At 62.2% G+C, this 22480-nt stretch carries 15 protein-coding genes; all 15 read left to right on the top strand.

What is annotated here, in order from left to right:
- Positions 1–27: 27 nt before the first annotated feature.
- Positions 28–4014, top strand: coding sequence for a PQQ-binding-like beta-propeller repeat protein (locus ACQK2L_RS19520; protein WP_425398717.1), 3987 nt, complete (start codon positions 28–30; stop codon positions 4012–4014).
- Between the two features lie 26 nt (positions 4015–4040).
- Positions 4041–5531, top strand: coding sequence for a sulfatase (locus tag ACQK2L_RS19515; protein ID WP_425398716.1), 1491 nt, complete (start codon positions 4041–4043; stop codon positions 5529–5531).
- Between the two features lie 316 nt (positions 5532–5847).
- The gene (locus ACQK2L_RS19510) at positions 5848–6855 is read left to right on the top strand and encodes an AAA family ATPase (protein ID WP_425398715.1); all 1008 of its coding nucleotides are present in this window, start codon (positions 5848–5850) and stop codon (positions 6853–6855) included.
- Between the two features lie 57 nt (positions 6856–6912).
- On the top strand, positions 6913–7788 hold the full coding sequence (locus ACQK2L_RS19505) for a DUF58 domain-containing protein (protein ID WP_425398714.1): 876 nt from the start codon (positions 6913–6915) through the stop codon (positions 7786–7788).
- Positions 7785–8783 (top strand): hypothetical protein, encoded by a 999-nt coding sequence (locus tag ACQK2L_RS19500; protein WP_425398713.1) that lies wholly within the window; start codon positions 7785–7787, stop codon positions 8781–8783. Before ACQK2L_RS19505 ends, ACQK2L_RS19500 begins: the two co-directional genes overlap by 4 nt.
- Positions 8773–9861, top strand: a complete 1089-nt coding sequence (locus ACQK2L_RS19495; RefSeq protein WP_425398712.1) for a vWA domain-containing protein — start codon at positions 8773–8775, stop codon at positions 9859–9861. The genes ACQK2L_RS19500 and ACQK2L_RS19495 overlap by 11 nt, the downstream gene beginning before the upstream one ends.
- Before the next feature lie 25 nt (positions 9862–9886).
- On the top strand, positions 9887–10978 hold the full coding sequence (locus ACQK2L_RS19490; protein ID WP_425398711.1) for a vWA domain-containing protein: 1092 nt from the start codon (positions 9887–9889) through the stop codon (positions 10976–10978).
- 5 nt (positions 10979–10983) lie between these two features.
- Positions 10984–12168: a hypothetical protein gene (locus ACQK2L_RS19485; RefSeq protein ID WP_425398710.1), complete on the top strand. Its 1185-nt coding sequence runs from the start codon at positions 10984–10986 to the stop codon at positions 12166–12168.
- A 39-nt stretch (positions 12169–12207) separates the two neighbouring features.
- Complete coding sequence (locus tag ACQK2L_RS19480) at positions 12208–14985, top strand: BatD family protein (RefSeq protein WP_425398709.1); 2778 nt, start codon at positions 12208–12210, stop codon at positions 14983–14985.
- A gap of 117 nt (positions 14986–15102) precedes the next feature.
- Positions 15103–15351 (top strand): hypothetical protein, encoded by a 249-nt coding sequence (locus ACQK2L_RS19475; RefSeq protein WP_425398708.1) that lies wholly within the window; start codon positions 15103–15105, stop codon positions 15349–15351.
- A 116-nt stretch (positions 15352–15467) separates the two neighbouring features.
- Positions 15468–16229, top strand: a complete 762-nt coding sequence (locus ACQK2L_RS19470) for a class I SAM-dependent methyltransferase (protein ID WP_425398707.1) — start codon at positions 15468–15470, stop codon at positions 16227–16229.
- Between the two features lie 380 nt (positions 16230–16609).
- Complete coding sequence (locus tag ACQK2L_RS19465) at positions 16610–17803, top strand: right-handed parallel beta-helix repeat-containing protein (RefSeq protein ID WP_425398706.1); 1194 nt, start codon at positions 16610–16612, stop codon at positions 17801–17803.
- 111 nt (positions 17804–17914) lie between these two features.
- Positions 17915–19243, top strand: a complete 1329-nt coding sequence (locus ACQK2L_RS19460) for a Gfo/Idh/MocA family protein (RefSeq protein ID WP_425398705.1) — start codon at positions 17915–17917, stop codon at positions 19241–19243.
- A 10-nt stretch (positions 19244–19253) separates the two neighbouring features.
- The gene (locus ACQK2L_RS19455) at positions 19254–21233 is read left to right on the top strand and encodes a HEAT repeat domain-containing protein (RefSeq protein WP_425398704.1); all 1980 of its coding nucleotides are present in this window, start codon (positions 19254–19256) and stop codon (positions 21231–21233) included.
- A gap of 2 nt (positions 21234–21235) precedes the next feature.
- A complete protein-coding gene (locus ACQK2L_RS19450; protein WP_425398703.1) occupies positions 21236–22450 on the top strand; it encodes an FG-GAP repeat domain-containing protein in 1215 nt (404 codons plus the stop codon).
- Positions 22451–22480 lie beyond the last annotated feature (30 nt).

The raw sequence follows: 22480 nt of genomic DNA, 5'->3' as shown, positions 1-22480 counted from the left end.
TTACTGAGCAGCCTCTTTTTTTGCTTGATGCTGAGCAGCGCGGCCGCTGCGGATTGGCCCACTGCAAGCTACAATCCAGAGCGGAACGCAGCCACGGATGATCCCGTCGAGGTCGAGCGACTGCAACGCGCGTGGGAGTACGACACCGGCACACCTCAGCCGGCGTGGTACGGGCCCGCCAAATGGGACGCCTACGCCACGTTGGCCGACCTGCACTCTATGCGCAACTACGACGTCGCGCCGCACGTAGTGGCCTCCGACGGCCGCTGCTACTTTGGCTCGACCATCGACAACTCGGTCACATGCCTCGACACGAGCAATGGAGGCGTGCTGTGGCGGTACTACACGCAAGGTCCGGTGCGGATTGCGCCAACTCTGCACGAAGGTCTCGTGCTGTTTGGCTCGGATGATGGCTATGCTTATTGCCTCAATGCTGAAGACGGCACGGTTGTCTGGCGATTTACACCCACGGAGTCGGGTTCGCAGGAACAGCAGCGGCTCTTCGTGAACAACGGAAATTTCATTCCCGCCTGGCCCATTCGCACCGGCGTGGTAGTCGATGGCCCGACCGCCTACTTCGGCGCGTCGCTGCTGCCTTGGAGACAGTCGTACCTGTGCGCGGTGGATGTGCGAATCGGCAAGCCTAACGGCGACGGGCGATTCGTTCGCCAGCTCGATCAAGCCACGCTCGAAGGGCCGTTGGCACTATCCAGCGAATTGATCGTTGCGCCACAGGGCAGGGTTGCTCCGATGCTGTTCGCTCGCCGCGATGGCAAGCCACTTGGCATGCTCGAAGGCGGAGGAGGTGCGTTCGCCGTGGTGGCCGGCGAGCAAGTGCTGCACGGACCTGGCAACAAGGCTGGCTGGCTCACCCGCAGCAACGCCAAGACCCGCGAGCGACTCGCCACCCACCAGCAGGCGCGGGCGGTAGTCGTCAGGGATGGTGTTTCCTACCTGCTAACCAAGCGGAATGTCGTGGCGCTGCAGCAGGCAGAGAACAAGCCGTTGTGGCAATCGTCGCTCGCCGGCGGATTGTCGATGATCGCCACCCCGGACGCGGTGATAGTTGGATCTGTAGACAAGGTAACCGCCCTGGACATCCAGACTGGCGAACCCAGCTGGGAAGAAACGATCGACGGGCGTGCCCACGGCTTGGCGGTCAGCGATGGATCGCTCTTCGTCTCGACCGACATCGGTACGATCTTGAATTTCCAACCCGGGCAAGCATCCGGCAAGCCCGCTAAGGCATCATCTTCCGAATCGCCAGCCGAAGAAACGCAGAGCCCCCCATCCCCGCCTGCTGAGGTGGAAGGCGACGCATTGATCGGGCGTTGGATATTTCAGCGACCTCACGTCGACGGCGGCAACGTACGAGACTTAGCTAGCGGCGAGAACGTAGAGGGCAACGCTATGCTACCGATCCAGCGGCTTGGAGAGATTGAGGCCCTGGTGGTCGAAGGGCAGGGCCCTAGCATTGTAATTGCCGACGACTACCACGATGCCCAAGTGCCCGAGCGTGAGTTCACCATCGAGACTTGGGTCCGCGTCGACAAACCCACCGCCTGGGGCAGCTTCGTCGGCGTGATACACGACAACGGTCCAACAGAGTTCGGCTGGTTGCTAGGCTATCGAGACGACCACTTCTGCCTAGGCCTCGCTGCAAAGGACGGCAAGAGCGGCCTGACCTACATGTCGGCAGACAAGCCGTTCACTACTGGCCGATGGTACCACGTCGCCGGAGTTTACGATGGCCAGCTAATGCGTTTGTACGTCGATGGTCAGTTGTCTGCTACCAGCAACGAGCAGTCGGGGGACATCAGCTACCCGGAGAAAACATTCTACGAAATCGCAGCTTACCACGACTCGAACGAGTATTACCCCTTGCACGGCGCGTTGCACGAGGTTCGTGTCAGCACGAGGGCTCTGGACGCACAGGAAGTAAAAGACAACTACCTCTCCAGGGTGGATGTCTTCCCCCCTCCCATTGAGCCGAGCAACGAAGAGGACAAAGATCCCAAGCTCGATGGCTATCGCGTGGCGGTGGGCCCGTGGCTACGGTTTGTGGGGCCCGGTCGGGCGCGCGTGGAGTGGCTAACCAACGAGCCTACGCCGGGCGTTGTCGAACTGTTCGACGACGGTGAAATGCGGCGGTTCGACTCGCCGGAAGTCGCCACCCGGCACGAGGTAGAACTCTCGGGGTTGCGCCACGACCATGTGTACCACTATCGCATTCGCAATCCGCAGTCGGGCGAGGTTACCGACAAGTACGAGTGCGACACATTCTTCGATTTTACCCGCGGCAACGCTAGCGACTACGGCCCGATCGCCCGCAAGGCAATCGACGAACACGCTGACGAAGGCCTGTGTCTGGTGTTTGCCGACGATCCGGAAACGGTCGTTCGCGACCTCGCTGGGTTGCCCCAGTTGATCACCACCGTAGTCTGCCGCGATGACCAACAGGCGACTAGCTGCCACGAACTGATCGAACAATTGGGAGTTGCTCACCGCGTTAAGGTGCTGTCGCAACCCAGCCTGGGCGAAGGTTGGTTGACTCCAAGAGTTGCGAACCTGATCGTGGTCCGCGGCGAGCAGGCGCCTGCGCAAAAAGAAATCGAACGCCTGCTCGCGCCGACCGGCGCAGCATTGATCGACGATTCCGGCAACTGGCGGGTGATTCACGGGCGGCCTCTGGAGGGTGCCGGCGAATGGACACACCAATACGGCGGCGCAGGCAACAGCGCGTTCGGCGGCGAAACCCTCTCGGGCGTCGACGCAACGAACGACCTGGCCGTGCAGTGGATCAGTCGCCCTGGACCTCGCTACCAGTCGGATCGCCAAAGTCGCAAGCCTTCGCCACTGGCGTCTGGTGGCAAGCTGCTGCTACAAGGGCTTGATCGCATCATCGCGGTCGACCAATACAACGGAACGGTCCTGTGGGCCATCGAGGCGCCGTTCATCCGCCGCTACAACATTCCCCGCGACAGCGCGAACTGGTGCGCTGACCAGACGCACGTGTACCTGGCGGTGCGCGACTGCCTATGGAAGATCGACCTCGACAACGGAGACGTGGAACCGCTGCCCGTTCCTACCGATGGCTTGGCTGCGGGCAAGTACGACTGGGGTTACATCGGTTCGCTGGGTGACACGCTACTGGGCTCCGTGGTTACCGAGGGAACGGCCGTCGGCGACTTCTGGGGCGGTGCGTTCTGGTTCGACGGCACGAGTGGCACCGACACCCATCAGGCGGTGAGCCAGCGGCTGTTCGCCATCGACAAGTCGTCGGCCGATAGCGTGAAGTGGCACTACCAGAACGGCATGATCTTGAACTCCACGATCGCGGCCAACGATGACCAGGTGACGTTTGTCGAGTGCCGCCACCCAAGCGTTACTAAAGGCAGCGGTGGACGCGTTGCCTCGGCGGACATCTGGAAGGAGCAGCACTTGGTGGCGCTCGACGCCAAGACGGGACAAGTGGTATGGGAAGAAGCTCTGGGCATTGTTCCCGCGACGGTCATGATCAACACTGCGGTTTCTGGAGATCACCTGGCAATTGTCGGGTCGAGTCCAAAACAGTTCGACACCTATGTGTTCGACCTCGCTTCTGGCGATCTGAACTGGCACGCCACTACGCCCTGGCCAGGTGGCCGCAGCGACCACGGAGTGCATCTGGCGCGCCCGGCGATTGTGGGCAACTCGCTCTTTGTGCGGCCGGTGATTTACGACCTGGCGACAGGCAAGCTGCAACCCGACAAGTTTCCCGTCGGCGGCTGCGGCACTTACGCGTGCACTAATTCGGCTTTGCTGTTCCGCTCGGGGTCGGGCGGACTGCTGAGCATGTGGACGCCCGGCAGTAGCGGTTACACGCATTGGGCTCGTGTACGCCCCGACTGTTGGCTAAGTTCCATCCCGGCGGGCGGCATGCTGCTGTCGCCCGAGGGAGGCGGGGGTTGCAGTTGTGGCAATTGGATGGAAACTTCAATTGGGTTCCTTCCCAAAGTCCACTTGGCGGACTGAACGACTTCGCACAGAAAGCCCCCACGATGAAGTTGCTGTATACCGTGCTCTCGCTGGCAGCGATGTTTCTGTCCAGTGGAGTGTGTTCGCTTGCTGCGGCCAAGCAGCCCAATGTGCTGCTAATACTCGTCGACGACTTGAAACCGTCGTTCGGCGCGTACGGGGCCGAATTTGTGCACTCGCCCAACCTTGATCGCCTCGCCGCGCGCGGCATGCGGTTCGAGGCGGCGTACTGCAACCAGGCGGTTTGTGCGCCGTCGCGCAACAACTTGTTGACCGGCGCCCGCTCCACTTCGCTCGGCGTCTACAGCCTGTCCAGGCACTTCCGCAAAGCCGCCCCCGACGCGATCACGCTGCCGCAGTACTTCAAGCAGCACGGCTACCATGCAGCCGGCGTGGGCAAGGTGTTCCACATCGGCCACGGCAACACGGGCGACCCCAAGTCGTGGAGCGAGCCATTCCACCCGGAGAAGGTGATCGACTACGCGCTCACTGAGAGCACCGGTGGCCAGCTTACCCGCGAGGAGGCGTACTTCAGCAATCAGGCGCTCGACCGCATTGGAGAGCTGCCACGCGGGGCAGCCTGGGAGCGCGCCGATGTATCGGACGACGACTATTCCGACGGAAGGATCGCCATCGAGGGCATCGAGCGACTTCGCAGGTTCAAGGAGAGCGACAAGCCCTTCTTCCTGGCGTTGGGCTTCACGAAGCCGCATCTGCCGTTTTGCGCGCCGGAGAAGTACTGGGCGCTGTACGACGACGTCGACTTGCAGTTGTCCACCACGCACGACTATCCCGATGGGGCGCCCCGCTACGCAGGCAAAGAGAAGCATGGCGAGTTGAATCAGTACAAACCGATTCCGCACGTTCCGCCACTGGAACCCGAAGTTGAGAAGACGCTGGTGCAGGGTTACTATGCCGCGCTGAGCTACATGGACGCACAAGTGGGGCGGGTGTTGGACGAACTCGATGCGTTGGGCTTGGCGGACGACACCATCGTCGTCCTGTGGGGCGACCATGGTTATCACCTTGGCGACCACGGCGCATGGACTAAGCACACCAACTACGAGCAGGCGAACCGCATACCGATTATCTTTGCCGGGCCAGACGTGGCTTCGCCAGGTTCGGCCTCGTCGGCGCTGGTTGAAACCGTGGACATCTATCCGACGCTCGCCGCGTTGGCCGGACTGCCTACGCCGGACGTTCCGCAGCCGATCGACGGACAGAGTCTGGCCGGCGTGTTGTCGGGCGAACAAGAGTCGGTGCGCGACCACGCCTATCACGCGTTTCCGCGAGGCGGCGGACGGCTGGGCCGCGCGGTGCGGACGTCACGCTATCGGTTGGTCGAGTGGATGCGGTTCGGCAGCGACGAACCGCCGGAGTACGAACTGTACGACTACCAGACCGATCCGCTGGAGACGCGCAACCAGGCCGGCGACTACCCTGAACTGGTGGAAGAGCTGCGCAAGAAGCTCGACACGCACCCAGCGCCCATCCCGCCCGGCGGCCGCCGCTAGGTCCCGGACATTCGCCCCAAGTGGCCCCTCTGTGGCCAATTCGTGGTTGCGGACAACCCCCAAAAGCCAGCAAAGTTTGGCCAGAGGTAGAACTCTCGCGCACGCCGATCCGTATTCTGGATTAGCAAGGCTCGAAAAAACCCACCGAGCCTGAAGTAGCCCAGATGTGGCGCAGTTCGGCGAGGCCTCTTCCTCGTGTGAACGCGTCCGGAACAATCGCTCCCGCCTTGGGAATCACGGGCTCCGCCACCAATCACCCCCACCGCCAGCCAAGTTGGCGTCTGGGGTCCGTACGTTCGTTCCAGGAAACTACACGATGACTTCAGCAACCGTAACTCACGAAAACATCGAAGCGCTCGCGCAGCAGATCAAAGCGCATAGCAAACCGTTCCGCCAGTTAATTGCGGAAGTTGGCAACACCATTGTCGGCCAGGAAGTGCTCATCCATCGCATGCTGGTCGGCTTGTTGGGCAACGGCCACTTGTTGATCGAAGGTGTGCCCGGCTTGGCGAAGACCACGGCCGTTTCGTGCCTGGCCCGAGGCGTGCAAACCGGCTTCCAGCGACTGCAGTTCACACCCGACTTGCTGCCGGCCGACTTGATCGGAACGCTGATTTATCGTCCGCAGGACCAGAAGTTCGTGGTGCAGAAAGGCCCGATCTTCTCGAACATCATCCTGGCCGACGAAATCAATCGTGCTCCCGCCAAGGTGCAAAGCGCGCTGCTCGAAGCGATGCAGGAACGCCAAGTCACCATCGGCAGCCACACTTACCCGCTGGACGAACCGTTCCTGGTAATGGCGACGCAAAACCCTGTGGAGCAGGAAGGCACCTATCCGCTGCCCGAAGCGCAGATGGACCGCTTCATGCTCAAGGTGGTGGTCGACTACCCCAATCGCGATCAGGAACTGGTGATTCTCGACCGCATGTCGTCAACGCGCCCGAAAATCGACACCAAGGCGGTGACCAGCCCCGAGCAGATCGTGGCCGCCCGCTCGCTGGTCGACAAGATTTACGTCGACCGCAAGGTGCAGGAGTACATCGTCGACCTGGTGATCGCCACGCGTGAGCCCAAGGCGTACGGGCTGGAGCTCGACGAGTTCATTCAGTATGGAGCCTCGCCGCGGGCGACGATCAACCTCACGCTGGCGGCCAAGGCGAATGCGTTCCTCCATGGGCGCGGCCATGTCCTGCCGACCGACGTGAAGGAGATGGCGCTCGACGTGCTGCGGCACCGGGTGATCCTCACGTACGAAGCCGAGGCGGAAGAGAAAACCTCCGAGGACATCGTGCGGGCGATCATGGACGCGGTGCCCGTGCCGTAAAGCGTCGCCGCTAGCTGCCGTTGTTGGCTTCCCTTCCATCCATTCCCTTGAACTATCATGCTTCCTAGCGACATCATCAAGAAGATCCGCCGCATCGAGATTCATACGACGCGAATCGTCGATGAGCTGTTGGCCGGTCAATGGGACTCGGCCTTCCGCGGCAGCGGGATCGAGTTCGAAGAGGTGCGTCCGTACCAAATGGGCGACGACGTGCGGGCGATCGACTGGAATGTCACCGCCCGCACGGGTCGCCCGTTCATCAAGCTGTTCCGCGAGGAACGCGAGTTGTCCGCCATGTTGCTGGTCGACCAAAGCGCCTCGCAAGGCATGGGGTCGCACTGGCAGACCAAGCGCGAGCAGGTGACCGAGCTGAGTGCGACCCTGGCGTTCTCCGCCATCAAAGGCAACGACCGGGTTGGGCTGACGCTGTTCACCGACGGTATCGAAAAGTTCGTCCCACCCCGCAAAGGCACCCGCCACGTGCTGCGTCTCATTCGCGAGCTGTTGTACTGCGATCCGATGGGCACCGGCACCAGCTTAGCCACGGCACTGGAGCACCTGAACCGTACCATGTCGCGGCGCACAGTCGTGTTCCTGATCAGCGACTTTCAGGATGCCGGTTACGAGAAGGCCCTGAAGATCGCCAGCCGCAAGCACGAAGTGATCCCCGTGGTGGTCGCCGATCAGCGGGAACTGAAAATGCCCAACGTCGGACTGGTGCGACTGCGCGACGCCGAGTCGGGGCAGTTGCTTACGTTCGACTCGTTCAGCCGCTCCAACCGCCGCGCGTACGAGCAGTACGCTCAGCGACGAATGGACGAGCGCGATGCATTGTTCCAACGGTTGAACCTCGATCCCATCCACATCTACACAGGCGAGGACTTTGTCGAGCCACTCAAGCGGTTCTTTCATCGAAGGGAGAATCGACAATGAGCTACTCCAAACACGCAGCGATCGCGCTATTAACGATGATCGCTGCCACCACATCGCCGGCAGCCGGCCCGCTTGCAGAGCCACCCCAATCGGTGGTCAAGCAGGGACCGGTCACGCTGAAAGTAAGCGTCGACAAGCCATCCGCACAGGTCGCCGACCCGGTGCAATTGGTGGTCGAAGTCATCGCACCACAGGGCGCGCGCGTCGAAATGCCGCGGCTGCCGGTGGAGTTTGGCGACTTCGAGGTCCGCAGCCGCGAGGTCATGAAGGACATTCCCGTCACGACCACCGCCAGCAACCGCCAATGGGTGCTAAAAGCGACGCTCGAAACACTGAAGACGGGCGCGGTGCAGGTTCCTTCGCTCGATGTGCACTTTGCCACCGATCAGAGCAACTCGACATTCGACACAATTCGCAGCGAGCCGCTCAACATTCAGATTACAAGTGTGCTGGAAGATCGGGCGGACCCCACGCAGATTCGCGACATCAAGGAGACGATTGACGTGCACGTACCAGCGCAGCAGTCGAGTCATTGGCTCGGCTTTGCTCTCGGTGGCACGGCGGCAACTTTGGCCGCGGCGGCGACGGTGTTTCTGCTCGCCAGGCACCAACGCGGTCCTTCGCCAGCCGAGTGGGCGCTGGGGCAGATTGGCGACCTGGAGCAACTTCTCGCCGACGACTCGGTCGACACCGAGCTGGTCTACAACGAATTGGTCGACGTGGTTCGGGAGTACTTCCAGCTGGAATACAACGTGCCCACACGCACTCGCACGAGTGGTGAGTTCCTTACTGAAGCGGCCGCGACCGTCGGGCTGGGCGAAACGCCACGCCAGCGACTGGCGTCGCTCGTCTCGGTGGCCGACGACATCAAGTTCGCCCGCTACGGAGTGGGCATGAGTCAAATGGAAAACGCCTTTGCCGACGCCAGGGCTTTCGTCGAGGAATGTCAGCAGCACCGCGAGGCGCTGGAAAGGGAGGTGCGAGATGCTGCATAACCCATGGATACTCACACTGCTGTTACTGCTTCCGATCATCGCCTGGCGAATGTGGGCGGGACGACGGCGCAGCGCGGTGCCGTTCAGCTCGACGGAGTGTATGCAAGACTTGCAGCCCACCTGGCGGCAACGCCTGGCTTGGCTGCCGGCCGTGCTGACGCTGCTGGCGGTGGCCGTGACGATCATTGCCTTGGCTCGCCCTCGTGAAGGACGAGAGCAAACCATCGTCGACGCCGACGGCATCGCCATCGAAATGGTCGTCGACCGCTCCGGGAGTATGCGAGCGCTCGATTTCAAGATTGATGGCGAGCACGTCGACCGGTTGACCGCCATCAAGAACGTCGCCGGACGATTCATCGGAGGCGACGAAGACGCATCGCAGGAAGAAGGTCTCTCGGGCCGCGTGAGCGACCTGGTGGGCCTGGTAACTTTCGCGGGTTACGCCGATGCGGTCACTCCGCCGACGCTGGATCACGCGTTCGTCACGTCGCAGCTCAATCACCAGGAGATCGTCACCGAGCGAAGCGAGGATGGCACAGCGATTGGCGACGCGATCAGTCTGGCGGTGGAGAAGCTCAACTCGCTCGACGACCGCCAGGAGAAGAAGGTCAAAAGCAAGGTAATGGTGCTGCTGACCGACGGAGAAAACAACGCTGGCGTGATCGATCCCCAGCAGGCGGCCGAACTCGCGGAGAACATGGGAATCAAGATCTACACGATCGGTGTCGGCACGCGTGGCCGGGCGCCGGTGCCGGTCGTGAATCCGTTCACCGGGCGCGAGCAGATCGAGTGGACCGAAGTGAACATCGACGAAGACACGCTGCGGCAAATCGCCGATGAGACCGGCGGCAAGTACTTTCGCGCTACCGACACCGAGTCGCTCACCGCGATCTACCGCGAAATCGACCAACTCGAAAAGTCGAAGATCGAGGAGCAACACTTCGTCGACTACCGCGAACTGGCAATTCAAACCACCCCGGTGGGCAGGCTCACCTTTCCACCCCTGGTGCTTGTGGCACTGGGGCTGCTCACCGCTCGGGTGGTTCTAAGCAACACCCTGTTCCGCGAACTTACCTAACCACAGTTTTTCCTAACAAATCACTATGGACATTCAAATCGGCAACCCGACGCAGCTTGTGTGGCTGTGGCTTCCAGCGGCGGCGCTCGTAGCGATACTGTTAGCGAGCGGTGCTCGCCGCCGAGCCAGAATGCGTTTCGCAACGGCCAACCTGATCCGTCGCATCGTGCCTACCTCCAGCAAGATCCGCACCGGACTGTGCACGGTGCTCGTCACCGCGGCCATGGCCTTGATGGTGCTGGCGTTGATGGACGTTCGTTGGGGCAAAGTCGCCCGCGACGTGCCGCAGAAGGGCATCGAGGTGATGTTTGTGCTCGACGTCTCCCGTTCGATGCTGGCCGAAGACGCCTCGCCCAGTCGTCTGGAGCGGGCCAAGCAGCAGATCAAGGACGTGGTCGACGAGATGGCAGGCGACCGAGTTGGGTTGGTGGTTTTCGCCGGCGAAGCCCGGCAGGAGATTCCACTCACCACGCACTACGACGACTTCAAGAAAGAACTCGACGAGGTCGGCCCGCACAGCGTCCGTCGCGGTGGTTCACAGTTGGGGGAGGCGATTCGCGTCGCGGACGGTTCGTTCCTCACCAAGCTCAACGCCCACAAGGCGATGGTCATCTTCACCGACGGCGAAGACCAGGAGAGCGACCCCGTGGCCGTCGCTCAAAAGGCCCATGAAGAATCGGGCGTACGCATCTTCACCGTGGGCCTGGGCGACATGGACCAGGGAGCACGCATCCCGGTGGCCGACAACCGTGGCCGGTCGTACCTGCAGCACGATGGCGAGCAGGTGTGGTCGAAGCTCGACGGCAAGATCCTTCGCCAGGTGGCCATCGAAACCGACGGGGCGTACATCCCCGCGGGCACCAAGCAAGTGAACATGTCGGACGTCTACCACGGCTACATCTCCGATGTGGAGCAGATGGAATTCGAAACCGCAAAGATCAACCAGTACGAAGCTCGCTTTCAATGGCTGCTCGCCCCGGCGCTGTTACTGCTGCTGTGCGAAGTGGTGATCGCCACCTGGCCAACGACGCACAGCGAGCAAATGTCCGCCACCACCCAGCGGGCGCAGTCGCCAAATTCCGATACCAACACACCCGAACACTCGACCGCGGCATGACCACCATGCAAACCAAAACCTTTCTCAGCATCTCCCTGCTCACTATCGCTGGCGCCGGCCCGCTCCATGCGGCCGAAACCAGCCCCGACGTGGCTGCGCAGCTCAACACGGCCAACGGCCTGCTGCGGGACGGCGACATCGAAGGCGCCATGACCGCCTACGATGAGCTTAAACAGCTCGGGCCGCCTTCCGCCGAGCTGTCGTACAACCACGCGGTAGCGCAATATCGCCAGGGCGACGTGGCAGCCGCTGCCGAGCAGTTCAAGGCGGTGGCCGCCGCGGACGACAACGCCATCGCGGCCAAAGCCCGCTTCAACCTGGGCAACTGCGACTACGTTTCTGCCCTGCAACAAGCCGAACAGGACCGCCCGGCGGCCATCGGCCGCCTGGAATCGGCCATTGGGCACTACCGCAGCGCGCTGGCCGTCGATCCCTCCGACGCCGAAGCCCGCGCCAACATCGAACTGGCCGCCCAGATGATCGAGAAGCTCCGCGAAGAAGAGAAGAACGAGCAGGAGCAACAACAACAGCAGCAACAGAACGACCAAGATCAGCAGCAACAAGATCAACAACAAAACCAGGACCAGCAACAGGATGGCCAACAGGATCAGCAAGACCAACAGCAATCGGGCGAGCAAGACAGTGAACAACAGGACGACTCGCAGCAGCAGAATAGCGATCAGCAAGACTCCGAATCGAGCGAGCAATCGCAAGAGGAGCAACAGGAAAGCGACCAGTCCAGCGATCAGCAATCGGAGCAACAGCAAGGCGAGCAGCAGGAGTCGGAGGAGCAATCCGACCAAGAGAGCTCTGCGTCCGAAGAGCAGCAGCAGGACCGTTCGCAACAACAGCAGCAGCAATCGTCGACTCAGTCGCAGTCGAAGCAGCAACCCAGCGAGCAGAATTCACCCGAGAAGTTCGACGAGCAGGATGCTGCAGCGGAGGCCGACGAAGCGACGGACGAAGAAGCGGACGAACCGCCCAAGGGTGAGTTGTCGGCCGCTGAGCAGTCGGAGGAAGAAGCAAGCGACGAGCAGAAGCCTGCAGGGAGAGTATTGAAGGAAGGTGAAATGACTGAAGAGGAGGCCGACAAGATGTTGCAAGCGATACGCGATCGCGACATGCTCCGCCGCCTCCAACGTCAGGCCACCGAACGAAACCAGCACATTCCCGTCGACCGCGATTGGTAACGGATCGCACAACACGAGGAACTTTCCCATACAAGTACCATGCAACACACTATCCAAAACCCTTTGCGTTCCCTTTTGCTCACCGCGTTGGTCGCTGGTGGGGCGATCCATGCCTCGGCCGCTGACGTTCGGGTCGGCATTTCGACCAAAGACACTTACGTCGGCATGCCGGTCCTGGTGCAAGTCCAGGTCAGCAACGCCTCGGACGTCGCTCCGCCCGTCCTCCCGCAGGTCGATGGACTGGAGATTCGCTCGCGCGGCACTCCATCGCAGAGCACGCAGATCACCACCGTGAACGGGGTGACCACCAAGAACACGTCGCAGACCTACGCGTACGAAGTGACACCGCAGCGGGCGGGCAGTTTTCGGATTCCGGCGTTCACCATCGAGGTCGACGGCAAACAGCAACGCACCCGACCGATCGACTTCGTGGCTTCGAAGAGCGAAACGGGCGACTTGTTGTTTGTGGAAGTCGCTGGCAAGGAGCAGGAGATCTACGTCGGGCAGGCGTTGGACCTCACGCTCAAAATCTGGCTCCGCCCGTTCCGCGACGCCGAGCGCAAAATCACGCTCTCAGACGCCGACATGTGGCAGATGATTTCGTCGCGCTCGAGTTGGGGCGTGTTCGCAGATCGGATGACAGAGCTGTCCGACAACCGCCAGCGCCCCGAAGCGCGAGAGGTGCTGCGTACCGACCGCGACGGGGTGGAGCACAGCTACTTCCTATACGAGATCGATGCCACGATCTACCCCAAGAGCCCTGGCAAGATCAACGCCGAAGACGTGCATGTGATCGTCGACTACCCGACGGCCCTCGGCACGGCGCGCGATCCGTTCGGCTCGATGTTCGAAGACATGATGCCCCGCGGCTTCGGACGAAGTCCCTTTGGCGACGAGGCCTTCGCCTCGCCCTTCGGCCGCCGGCTGGCGGTTCAGTCGGCACGGCCCATTGTGGGCGACGCCACAGTCGATCCGATCGATGTGCTGCCGATACCCACCGCTGGCCGCCCGGCCGACTACCGCGGGGCCGTGGGCAAGTACCACATCGTCACGCAAACTGAAGAGACGTCGGTGAAAGCCGGCGACCCGATTGAATTGCTGATCGGCATCTTCGGCACCGGCCCCATGGAACTGGTGCAGGCCCCGCCGCTGGCAGAGTTGTCGGAATTGACCGCCGACTTCAAAGTGCCGAACGAACCGCTAGCCGGTTTTGTGAAAGGCGACCAAAAGGTCTTCTCCACCACCATTCGACCTCGTGAAGAGGGCATCACGCAGATTCCAGCCATCCCGTTTACGTTCTTCGATCCACAGCAAGAGAGGTTTGTCACCGTCCAAAGCAGCCCGATTTCCATTCACGTCGACCCGGCCGATACGCTCGCGCTCGACTCGATCGTCAGCAGCCACGCCCCCGCCACCGGTAGCAGCGACCAGACCTCGGCTGCTGCAACCCCGCTGGCCCCATCACTACAGAACGCGACCGGCGACTACCTGTTGAGCAGCGAGTCGCCTCACCGCATGGTGCCTGGAACACTCCTGTTCCTGCTGGCGTTGCCGCCCGTGATCGTCGGCGGCATTTGGTTGGCGCGGAACAAGCACAGCTTGTCGTCGGTCGTGAGCCGGATTGGCTTCGGAACCAATCGCGCGGAGACTCGCATCCAACAAGCTGAATCTCTCGCAGCCGTGTCCCACGCCCTCGAGACCTACTTGGCCCGACGGTTTGGAGTGAAGTTCTCCGGCGACACGGCCGCCATACTTGGAGCGATCCGCGCCGCGGGGCAGCACAAGCTGGCAGTTCGCTGCGAGCGCGTGTTCCACGCGGCACGGCAGACGCACGCGGGTGGGGTAAGCCGCCCCATGTCACTCGACGAAGCAAAGCACGAGGCGCTCGAAGTGCTGCAGGATGCTCAACGTCACCACGAGCGATCGAGTGTTGCACCCAAGGCACGGCCATCGCTCAGCAAACTTAGCCCCGCGGGCAAGAAAGTCGCGAGCGCGTTGATCCTCGCCGCGCTTGCGATGGGCAGCAGCGTGGCTTCCGCGAACATGGATACTCGCGGAAGCGACGCGCTGCTGACTGCTGAGCAGCAAACGGCCATCCTGACGGAGGCCAGCGAGTTGTACGACTCGGCGATGACCGCGCGCGGCGACGATTCGGCCGAGGCCAAGCAGGCGTTTACCGACGCGGCCGAGAAGTACCAACTGCTGGTCGACTCGGGCGTTGCGAACAGCCCGTTGTACGTGAACCTGGCGAATGCCTACTTGCAGAGCGGCCAACCCGGCGAAGCCATTGCCAACTACCGCCGCGCGCTGCAGATCGACCCGACCAACCACACAGCGAAGATGAATCTGCAGTTCGCCGAGCAGTCCGTCCAGTCGGCGAACTCCGTCGACGCAGATACGGGGCTTACTGAGCTTGCATCCGCCGCCAACGGCTGGTTGTCCGACCACGTCAGCCTCCGAACACTTGGCGCCCTGGCGGTGTTGAGTTGGTTCGCACTCTGGCTGGCGTTCGGTTTGCGAATGTACGACGTTCGCTTTCCATGGAAGAGCGTCGCAATAACCGCGGCCATTGTCGCTATCGCCTCGGCAAGTCTGTACGTTGCCAATTGGGAGCGATCCGACCAGTCGATCGCCGTAGTGACCGCGCCCTCGGTCGCGCTTCGCGCAGGCGATGGCGATCATTTTCCCACGAGCGGCGCATCGCTCTCCGAAGGCGAGGCGGCTGAGTTGGTCAAGCAACGTGGCGAGTGGCTGAAGGTTCGCTTACCGTCGGGCGAGGCTGGTTGGGTGGTAGGGGCGGATGTCGAGGTCATTTAGTCGACACGGCAGGGCACAAGACGCGGCAAAAAGGGCCTTATTTTGCTGCTTTGGCGACTGCGGCAAGAAGAATCGGTGAAGCCGCGCCGGGGCGCAAACGGTGGGCTACGCTTATGTATGCCCTCGTTCCGTCTGATCACGCAGCCCGACCCTTTCGACCCGGCCGGCACGCGGTACCTGGTGTGCCGCCCCGCCGATGGATCGCTGGTGGTGTTGTCGAACCACGCCACCCACGACGCCGCGCGGCAGTGGATGGCCAGCCGTGTGCAACCGACGCCGCCGGCCGCTCCGCACGTCCTCGCGCACTGCTTGCGTGCCAAGCAATCAACCAGCCGGGCGCGGGCGATGGCGTTGTCGCTAGCATAGCGTGGCACGGTCGTCGCGCTGCAGCGACTCTCGCCCGCTGGTCTCCAAGGTGCCTTGTAGCGTATATTAAAGTGGTGTCGACCGATTGATCTCGTCCTGGCCCGGGAGCAACGAAGATGGCATCCATGGATTTCGGTGTTATCGAGACCGACTACGCCTTCTTCATGGCGCATTCCACGGAAGCCGACAACGACCTGGCGGCTCTGTCGCACGAAGTTCGCCAACTCCGCGGTACGTCGCTCCGACTGCTCGATCTCGGTTGTGGGACCGGCGAGTTCACTCGTCGAGTGCTCGACCTGCTTTCCTGGCCGCCGCAGCAACTGCATCTCTCGCTCGTCGATCCGGTGATTCACCAGCGCGAGCAAGCCGTTGAGCAACTTGGTTCGTTCACCGCGCACAAGATCCAACACTGGGACTTGCTGCCGGAGGGTTTCGCACGGCCGTTCGATCTGATCGTCTCGAATCACGTGCTGTATTACGTGGATGACCTGCCCGGCACACTGCGTACGCTGCACGAGTCGCTCGCGCCCGACGGGCGAATGATTCTCGCGATGGCGCCGTGGCGCAACTTCTTGATGCAGCTCTGGCAGGTAGGCTACGCCGCGCTTGGCCAACAGGTGCCCCACAACGCCGCCGAAGAGGTGATCGCCGCGCTCGACCAACTTGGCATTTCGCACGAAGTAAAGACGGTCGAATTCGAAATTAACTTCCCCGACTCAACAGAAAACCGCCGCAAGATCCTGCGGTTCCTGTTCGGTAAGTTACTACCCAAAATCGGCGAACAGCAGCTGCTCGCCGAGTTCGACCGCTACACCTTGGACAGCCAAGTGAAGGTGCCGACCGAGAGTCTGCACATCGTGATTGAGGGCGATCGATAGCACCAAGAGGCCCGCGGTCGCGGTATTCGCTTCTCTGTTTCCTCCGTTGGCTCCTGTTCAAGGACTCACGAAATCCAATCCGTGCGCATCCGTGTTCATCCGTAGCTAGATCCAGCAGTGGGACCAATGGCTTCGCATTCTCTGTGGTCTCGTGTTCAAAAAAACGACTTGGGCTAGTGCGGCGCGATACGAGTTCGCGCAGCGTTGCGAGGACCGGAACTACCATCTTGGTTTTCGGTACTCATTGGCGCTGGCTTGAGTTGAGCACCGCGGTTGCTTCAAGCACAATAGGCTTCTTCAGTACCTATCACCTCTGCTGGGAGTCTTCTGTGGCGCGACCTTGCTTGGAATATCGTATTCATCAACTCCTCCATATCGCGATGATCGGAGCCTTGCTGCTCGTGGGGCCGATCGCGCTGGCGGACGAAGCCAGCACGGCGGCCGCTGCCGCGCGCGTCGACGCGGCTGACTTCGACAGTCTGCAAGCGGCCATCGACGCGGTGCCTGCGACGGGTGGCATCGTCTCGATTCCGCCGGGCAAGTACGAACTTACCGAGCCGCTGGTCATCGCCACCGGCGATGTCCGCATCGAAGGTAGCGGCGCGGCAACGCACTTGGTATGCAAACACGCCGACGGTCAGCCGGCGGTTCACATCCGCGACGACGGTTATGCCAAGGACCACCGAAAGAAGCTGTGGCGCGTGCAGTTGGCCGATCTGCGCATCAGCGGCGATGCCGGCAGTGGCGACGGTATCCTGGCCCAGGGCGTGAACGAAATCTACCTGCACGGCGTGTCGATCGACCACATGGGCGGCCATGGAATCAGCCTGGTAGATTGCTACGAAGACGCCCGCGTGTGCGACTCGATCCTCACCTACAATAAGAAGGCCGGCGTGAACATCCACGCTTGCCACGACATGGTCATTAGCAGCAACCACTTCGAGGAAAACGACGACGCACTAGTCTGCACCGACTCGTTTAACCTCTGCATGACCGGAAACAACATCGACGACCACCTGGGAAATGGGGTCGTCATCGAGAAGACGTATGGTTCAGTGGTTAGCGGCAACATGATCGAAGAGTGCCAAGGCGTCGGCGTGCGGCTCGACCGCGATTGTTACGGCATCACGCTCAGTGCCAACGTGATCGCCCACAACTTCGGCGGCGGCATCGACCTGGTCGACGCCCACGGCTGCGCCGTGTCGGCCAACACGTTCGTACTCAACTCGGTCAGCTCGCTGACCATCGGCCCCAAGAGCGGCCGCATCCCGGTAACCGGCAACAGCTTTTGCAACAGCCACATCGGCGGCAAGATCTTTCGCGAGCCGAAGCACGACACGGCCGTCGGCGTCCAGCTCGTAGGCACCAGCCACATCGTGCTCTCCGGCAACACCTTCACCGGCCTCACCGGAGCAGCGATCACGGCCAACGACGCGTGCCAGCGTCTTGTGATCACCGGCAACAACGCGACCGACCTGTACCGCACCGAAGACCGTGGCCCCGCGTTCGACGTGGCCGCGGCAAAGGAATCGCTGGTAGAAAACAACCTGGCAGATGATGTTGAGGGCGAGTGAAGAGTTCTTGGCAGGGCATTGGTCAGATTTAACATCCAGTCCGCTGATCTGATACAATCACTCGACGGGGCCACGAGGCCCCGACGTGCCGACTCGTACGGGAGATTCACAGTGGGACTGGATGAAGTTGCGAATCCGCGTCCTTCGCGGCGCGATGCCCTGCGTGGTGCGGCTTGCCTGGCCGGGGCGGCGTTGGCCGCGCCGCTGATTGTACCGGCGTCGGCCTTGGGGCGGGGCGGCGCTGTGGCGCCCAGCAATCGCATCAACATGGGCTTTGTCGGACTGGGAGGGCAGGGGGGAGGCCACCTGTTTGGCGGAGCTTGGACTTACTTGCCCGGCGGTTATCTAGGTCGCAACGACGTGCAAGTATTGGGCGTGTGCGACGTGCAACGGCGACGAGTCGAGGAAGCACGGCGACGCGTCGACGACTTCTATCGCAGCAAGTCGGACAAGGCCACTGCGAACTCTGGTTGCCGCGCTCACACCGACATTCGTGAACTGGTCGCCGACGAGCGAATCGACGCGGTGCTGATCGCCAGCGCCTATCACGCGGCGGCAACCAACTCGCTCATCGCCTTGCGTGCTGGCAAGGATGTTTACTGCGAGAAACCAACCAGCACCACTATTCGCGAGGGCCGCGCGGTGGCCGACACCGCCTCAGCGCTTGGGCGAGTCTATCAGGCGGGTACGCAGCAAAGGTCGGAATACGACGGCAAGTTCCGGCGCGCCGTGGAGCTAGTGCGTAGCGGGGCTATCGGCAAACTCGAACGGGTGTACTCTTATCAAGGCGGTGGAAGCGTCACCGCTCCGCAGACCGAAGCACCCGCTGGCAACGCGCCGGGTGACGTGGACTGGGAAGCCTATGTGAACTGCCTACCCTGGTTCAATTACGATGGCAGCACCTCGGCGCATCGTTTCGGGCATGGCGACATCAACTGGGGACAGCATCATCTCGACATTGCTCAGTGGGGCGCCGATGCCGACGACACGGGCCCCGAGGAGATTCGCCTCGAACAGGGTCGGCCGGTGTTTCGATACGCCAATGGGATCGAGATCGTTGGAACTCCTCCGCCTGGCAAGGAGTGGGACGAAGGAGGAGCCACCTTTGTCGGCACCGACGGCTCGATCACCGTGCATCGCAACGTGTCGGTGTCCGACCCTCCCGAACTGCTTCGCACCACGCCCACTCCAAACGACTCGGGCGTGTATCGATCGACCAGCCATTCAGGCAACTTTCTCGAATGCGTTCGCACCCGCCAGCCGACGATCTGCAACGCGGAAAGCACGCAGCGGGCGTCGAGTCTGCTGTTGCTCGGCGGCATCGCCATGCGGTTGGGGAGGTCACTGAAGTGGGATCCCGCCAATGAGACGTTCCTCGACGCGCCCGACGCCAATCGCTTGCTTGGTACCGCCGCACGCGCACCATGGCAGAATGCGTAGGACCAACCCCATGTGGATTCTTACAAACACGCCGACCGCCTTTCGCAACGCCCTGACGCTGCTGCTGGTTGGTTGCTTACACGCTCCTGCCATTGGCCAATCGCCGGAAAGGTCAGAAACGGATCTGCTGGAGGTGCTTCGTTCCGACGCGTCGGACGCCGACAAGTCACACGCGTGCCGGCAACTGCAGTCGCTGGGAACCGAACAGTCCATTCCGCTGCTCGGCCAGATGCTGTGCGAACCAGGCGTGTCGCATGCGGCGCGGATGGCGCTCGGGTCGATGCCATCGCTCAAAGCGAGTGAAGCGCTCCGCGAAAACCTGGCGAAGACCGACGGACTCACCCGCATTGGCATCATCCACACGCTAGGAACGCGACGCGACGCGGAAGCGGCGGATGCCATCGGCGAGCTTCTCGCAGCAGCACTCCAAGAGGGCGATGCGGAGTTGATCTCTGCCTGCTGTATCGCTCTCGGTAAAACGGCAACTCCCGCTGCGGAAAAACATCTGCTGGAAGCTCACACTTCGGCCAACAGCGAGTATCGCTCGCACCTCCAGCAAGCGCTGCTGCAGTGCGCCCACGCTCGGCGTCGCGCAGGGAAACGCGAGCAGGCGCTAGAGTTGTACCACTTGCTCACCGAGCCTGAGGTGGAACACTCCGTGCGCGTGGGGGCGTTCAGCGGCGAGTTTCAGCTGGCGGGCGGAGAGATCGCGTCAACGCTCAGCAACGCTCTTGCCGGCGACGACCATGCAGCTCGACAAGCGGCGGCATCTCAGTTGCCCAGTTTATCGGCCGAAGCGATGCAACACGTTGCTGCCGAGTTCTCCAACTACCCGGCGCATTCCCAGGTCGCAGTGCTCGCTGCGATTCGCTCGCGACGCGAAGCATCTCTGGCCGACGTTGCCCTCACGGCCGCCCAGAGCGACGACACGATCATCCGTCTGGCCGGCATCCGTGCGCTCGGCGCGGTGGGCGACCGGGCGGCGATTCGCATACTGCTCGCAGCCACCAAGGATGAAGGCGACATCGCGCAAGCCGCTCGCGACAGCCTGGGCGTCATCTTTGCTGCCGGCGTCGACGAGGAACTGGCCGCGATTCTTCGCGCCGAGGACGATCCAGCTTCGCGCGCCGACTTGATTGCCTTGGTCGAGTCGCGAAGAATGCCCGGCGCGGTCGACATCGTTCTGACCGAAGCAACGCACGACTCGCTACAAGTCCGCGAGCGCGCCATGCAAGCGCTCACCACGCTGGCCGGGCGCGAGCAGCTATCCGCCATGACGCGCGCGGTGCTCGCGGCCCAACAAGGTAGCGAGCGCGACGCCGCCGAAAAGGCAGTAATGCTGGTGATCCGCCGAGTTCCGGCGTCGCCGGACAGGTCCGCGCCGGTTCTTGAAGCGTTTGCCGATGCGGCAAGCACAGACCAGAACGCTCTGCTGCCGCTCTTGGGTCGCATCGGTGGCCCAGAGGCCCAGCGTATTGTCCTGAGCGCGCTCGACACTTCGCAGCCACCCAGCGACGCGGCCGTGCGAGCGCTCTGCAACTGGCCCGACGCGTCGCTGTCCGAACGGCTACTGCAGCTCGCCAACAGCAGCACGACGGACCGCCACCGCTTGTGGGCCCTACGGGCGTACATCCGTGTGGTGTCGCTGCCCGACGCCATGCCGGCTGGGGAGCAACTCAAGAAACTCGCGCTCGCTTTCCAAATGGCCGAGCACGACGACGAGCGCAAGCTGGTGCTCCAACGCGCGGCGGCGGTGCGAACGATCAAGTCGCTACGTTTCTTGCTGCCGCACCTCGACGAGCCCAATCTCTGCCAGGTGGCGGGCGGATCGATCGCGGAACTTGCGCGGCATGACTTCCTCCGCGACCCCCACCTCAACGAGTTCATCCCGGCGCTCGAGCGTGTCGTCGAAACCAACCAAGACCCTGGTACAATTGAGCGGGCGAGACGTTACTTGCAAGCAGCTCACGAAAAACAGAAGGCGCAATAACCATGAATCTCCAACACTGTCTCAGTACGATCGCCCTGGCGGCGCTGCTCGTATCCACCGCGACTGCGGAGCCCCAGGCGTACGAGAAGCTGGTGCTGTCCGATAAGTTCTATAGCGAAGGCGCGTACTACGCCGATTTCAATCGCGACGGGCATCTCGACGTGGTGGCCGGGCCGTTCTGGTACGCGGGACCCGACTTCAAGCAGCGTCACGAGTATCGCGAGGTGCGGGAGTTTAGCCCGCTCGATTACTCCGACAACTTCCTCACCTACACCGGCGACTTCAACGGCGACGAGTGGCCCGACGTACTGTGCGTGCCGTTCCCCGGCACCGATGGATTCTGGTTCGAGAATCCCGGCAGCGATGGCGAGGGCCATTGGAAGTCGCACCTCGCGCTCAAGAACGTCGGCAACGAATCGCCGATCTGGGTCGACATCAACGGCGACGGCCGCCGCGATCTGGTGTTCAACATCGACGGCTTCCTCGGCTACGGATCGTATGATCCCGAGCTGCCTGAACAACCGTGGACGTTTCACAAGGTCAGTCCCCAAGGCGGCTACCACAAGTTCACGCACGGGGCCGGCGCGGGCGACATTAACGGCGACGGTCGCATGGACATCGTCGAAGCGAAGTGTTGGTGGGAGCAGCCGGCCGACGCCAACGCGGAGGGACCCTGGAAACGCCACCCGTATGAGTTCGCCGACGCGGCCGCGCAGATGGGCGTGCTCGACATCAACGGCGATGGCCTGTTGGACGTGGTGAACGCCTGGCATTGCCACCACTACGGCCTGGTGTGGCACGAGCAGAAGCGAACCGGCGACGGTGAGATTCACTTCGTGCGCCGTGAGATCCTACCGCCCGAGCCCGACATGGCGTCGCCCGATTTGCGAATCAGCCAGATGCACGCGCTGGCGCTAGCCGACATGGACCGCGACGGCACACTCGACATCGTCACCGGCAAACGCTACTGGGCCCACGGCCCCACCGGCGACGTCGAAGCCGGCGCCCCGCCGGTGCTGTATTGGTTCAAGGTCGAGCACCAACCGGACGCCCCGCCCAAGATTACCCCCATTGAAGTCGACAACGACTCCGGCGTCGGCACGCAGGTAACCGCGGTGGATTTGAACAAGGACCAAACACCGGACTTGGTAGTGGGGAATAAGAAGGGGACGTTTGTGTTTCTGAGCAAAGAGGACGCACCAACCAGTGAGCCGTAGACGCTAGCCTCGGGTGCTTCGCAATGCAAC

The sequence above is a fragment of the Aeoliella sp. genome, from assembly GCF_965227375.1.
Taxonomy (GTDB): domain Bacteria; phylum Planctomycetota; class Planctomycetia; order Pirellulales; family Lacipirellulaceae; genus Aeoliella.
Note: the sequence above shows the minus strand (reverse complement) of the source record. Positions and strands in the feature narration are given on the sequence as shown.

Bases quoted from the DNA above. Each gene is read 5' to 3' on its own strand.
- ACQK2L_RS19500 (WP_425398713.1), top strand. From the start codon at position 7,785: ATGAGCTACTCCAAACACGCAGCGATCGCGCTATTAACGATGATCGCT.
- ACQK2L_RS19495 (WP_425398712.1), top strand. From the start codon at position 8,773: ATGCTGCATAACCCATGGATACTCACACTGCTGTTACTGCTTCCGATC.
- ACQK2L_RS19455 (WP_425398704.1), top strand. From the start codon at position 19,254: ATGTGGATTCTTACAAACACGCCGACCGCCTTTCGCAACGCCCTGACG.
- ACQK2L_RS19505 (WP_425398714.1), top strand. From the start codon at position 6,913: ATGCTTCCTAGCGACATCATCAAGAAGATCCGCCGCATCGAGATTCAT.
- ACQK2L_RS19470 (WP_425398707.1), top strand. From the start codon at position 15,468: ATGGCATCCATGGATTTCGGTGTTATCGAGACCGACTACGCCTTCTTC.
- ACQK2L_RS19515 (WP_425398716.1), top strand. From the start codon at position 4,041: ATGAAGTTGCTGTATACCGTGCTCTCGCTGGCAGCGATGTTTCTGTCC.
- ACQK2L_RS19485 (WP_425398710.1), top strand. From the start codon at position 10,984: ATGCAAACCAAAACCTTTCTCAGCATCTCCCTGCTCACTATCGCTGGC.
- ACQK2L_RS19490 (WP_425398711.1), top strand. From the start codon at position 9,887: ATGGACATTCAAATCGGCAACCCGACGCAGCTTGTGTGGCTGTGGCTT.
- ACQK2L_RS19465 (WP_425398706.1), top strand. From the start codon at position 16,610: ATGATCGGAGCCTTGCTGCTCGTGGGGCCGATCGCGCTGGCGGACGAA.
- ACQK2L_RS19450 (WP_425398703.1), top strand. From the start codon at position 21,236: ATGAATCTCCAACACTGTCTCAGTACGATCGCCCTGGCGGCGCTGCTC.
- ACQK2L_RS19475 (WP_425398708.1), top strand. From the start codon at position 15,103: ATGCCCTCGTTCCGTCTGATCACGCAGCCCGACCCTTTCGACCCGGCC.
- ACQK2L_RS19520 (WP_425398717.1), top strand. From the start codon at position 28: ATGCTGAGCAGCGCGGCCGCTGCGGATTGGCCCACTGCAAGCTACAAT.
- ACQK2L_RS19510 (WP_425398715.1), top strand. From the start codon at position 5,848: ATGACTTCAGCAACCGTAACTCACGAAAACATCGAAGCGCTCGCGCAG.
- ACQK2L_RS19480 (WP_425398709.1), top strand. From the start codon at position 12,208: ATGCAACACACTATCCAAAACCCTTTGCGTTCCCTTTTGCTCACCGCG.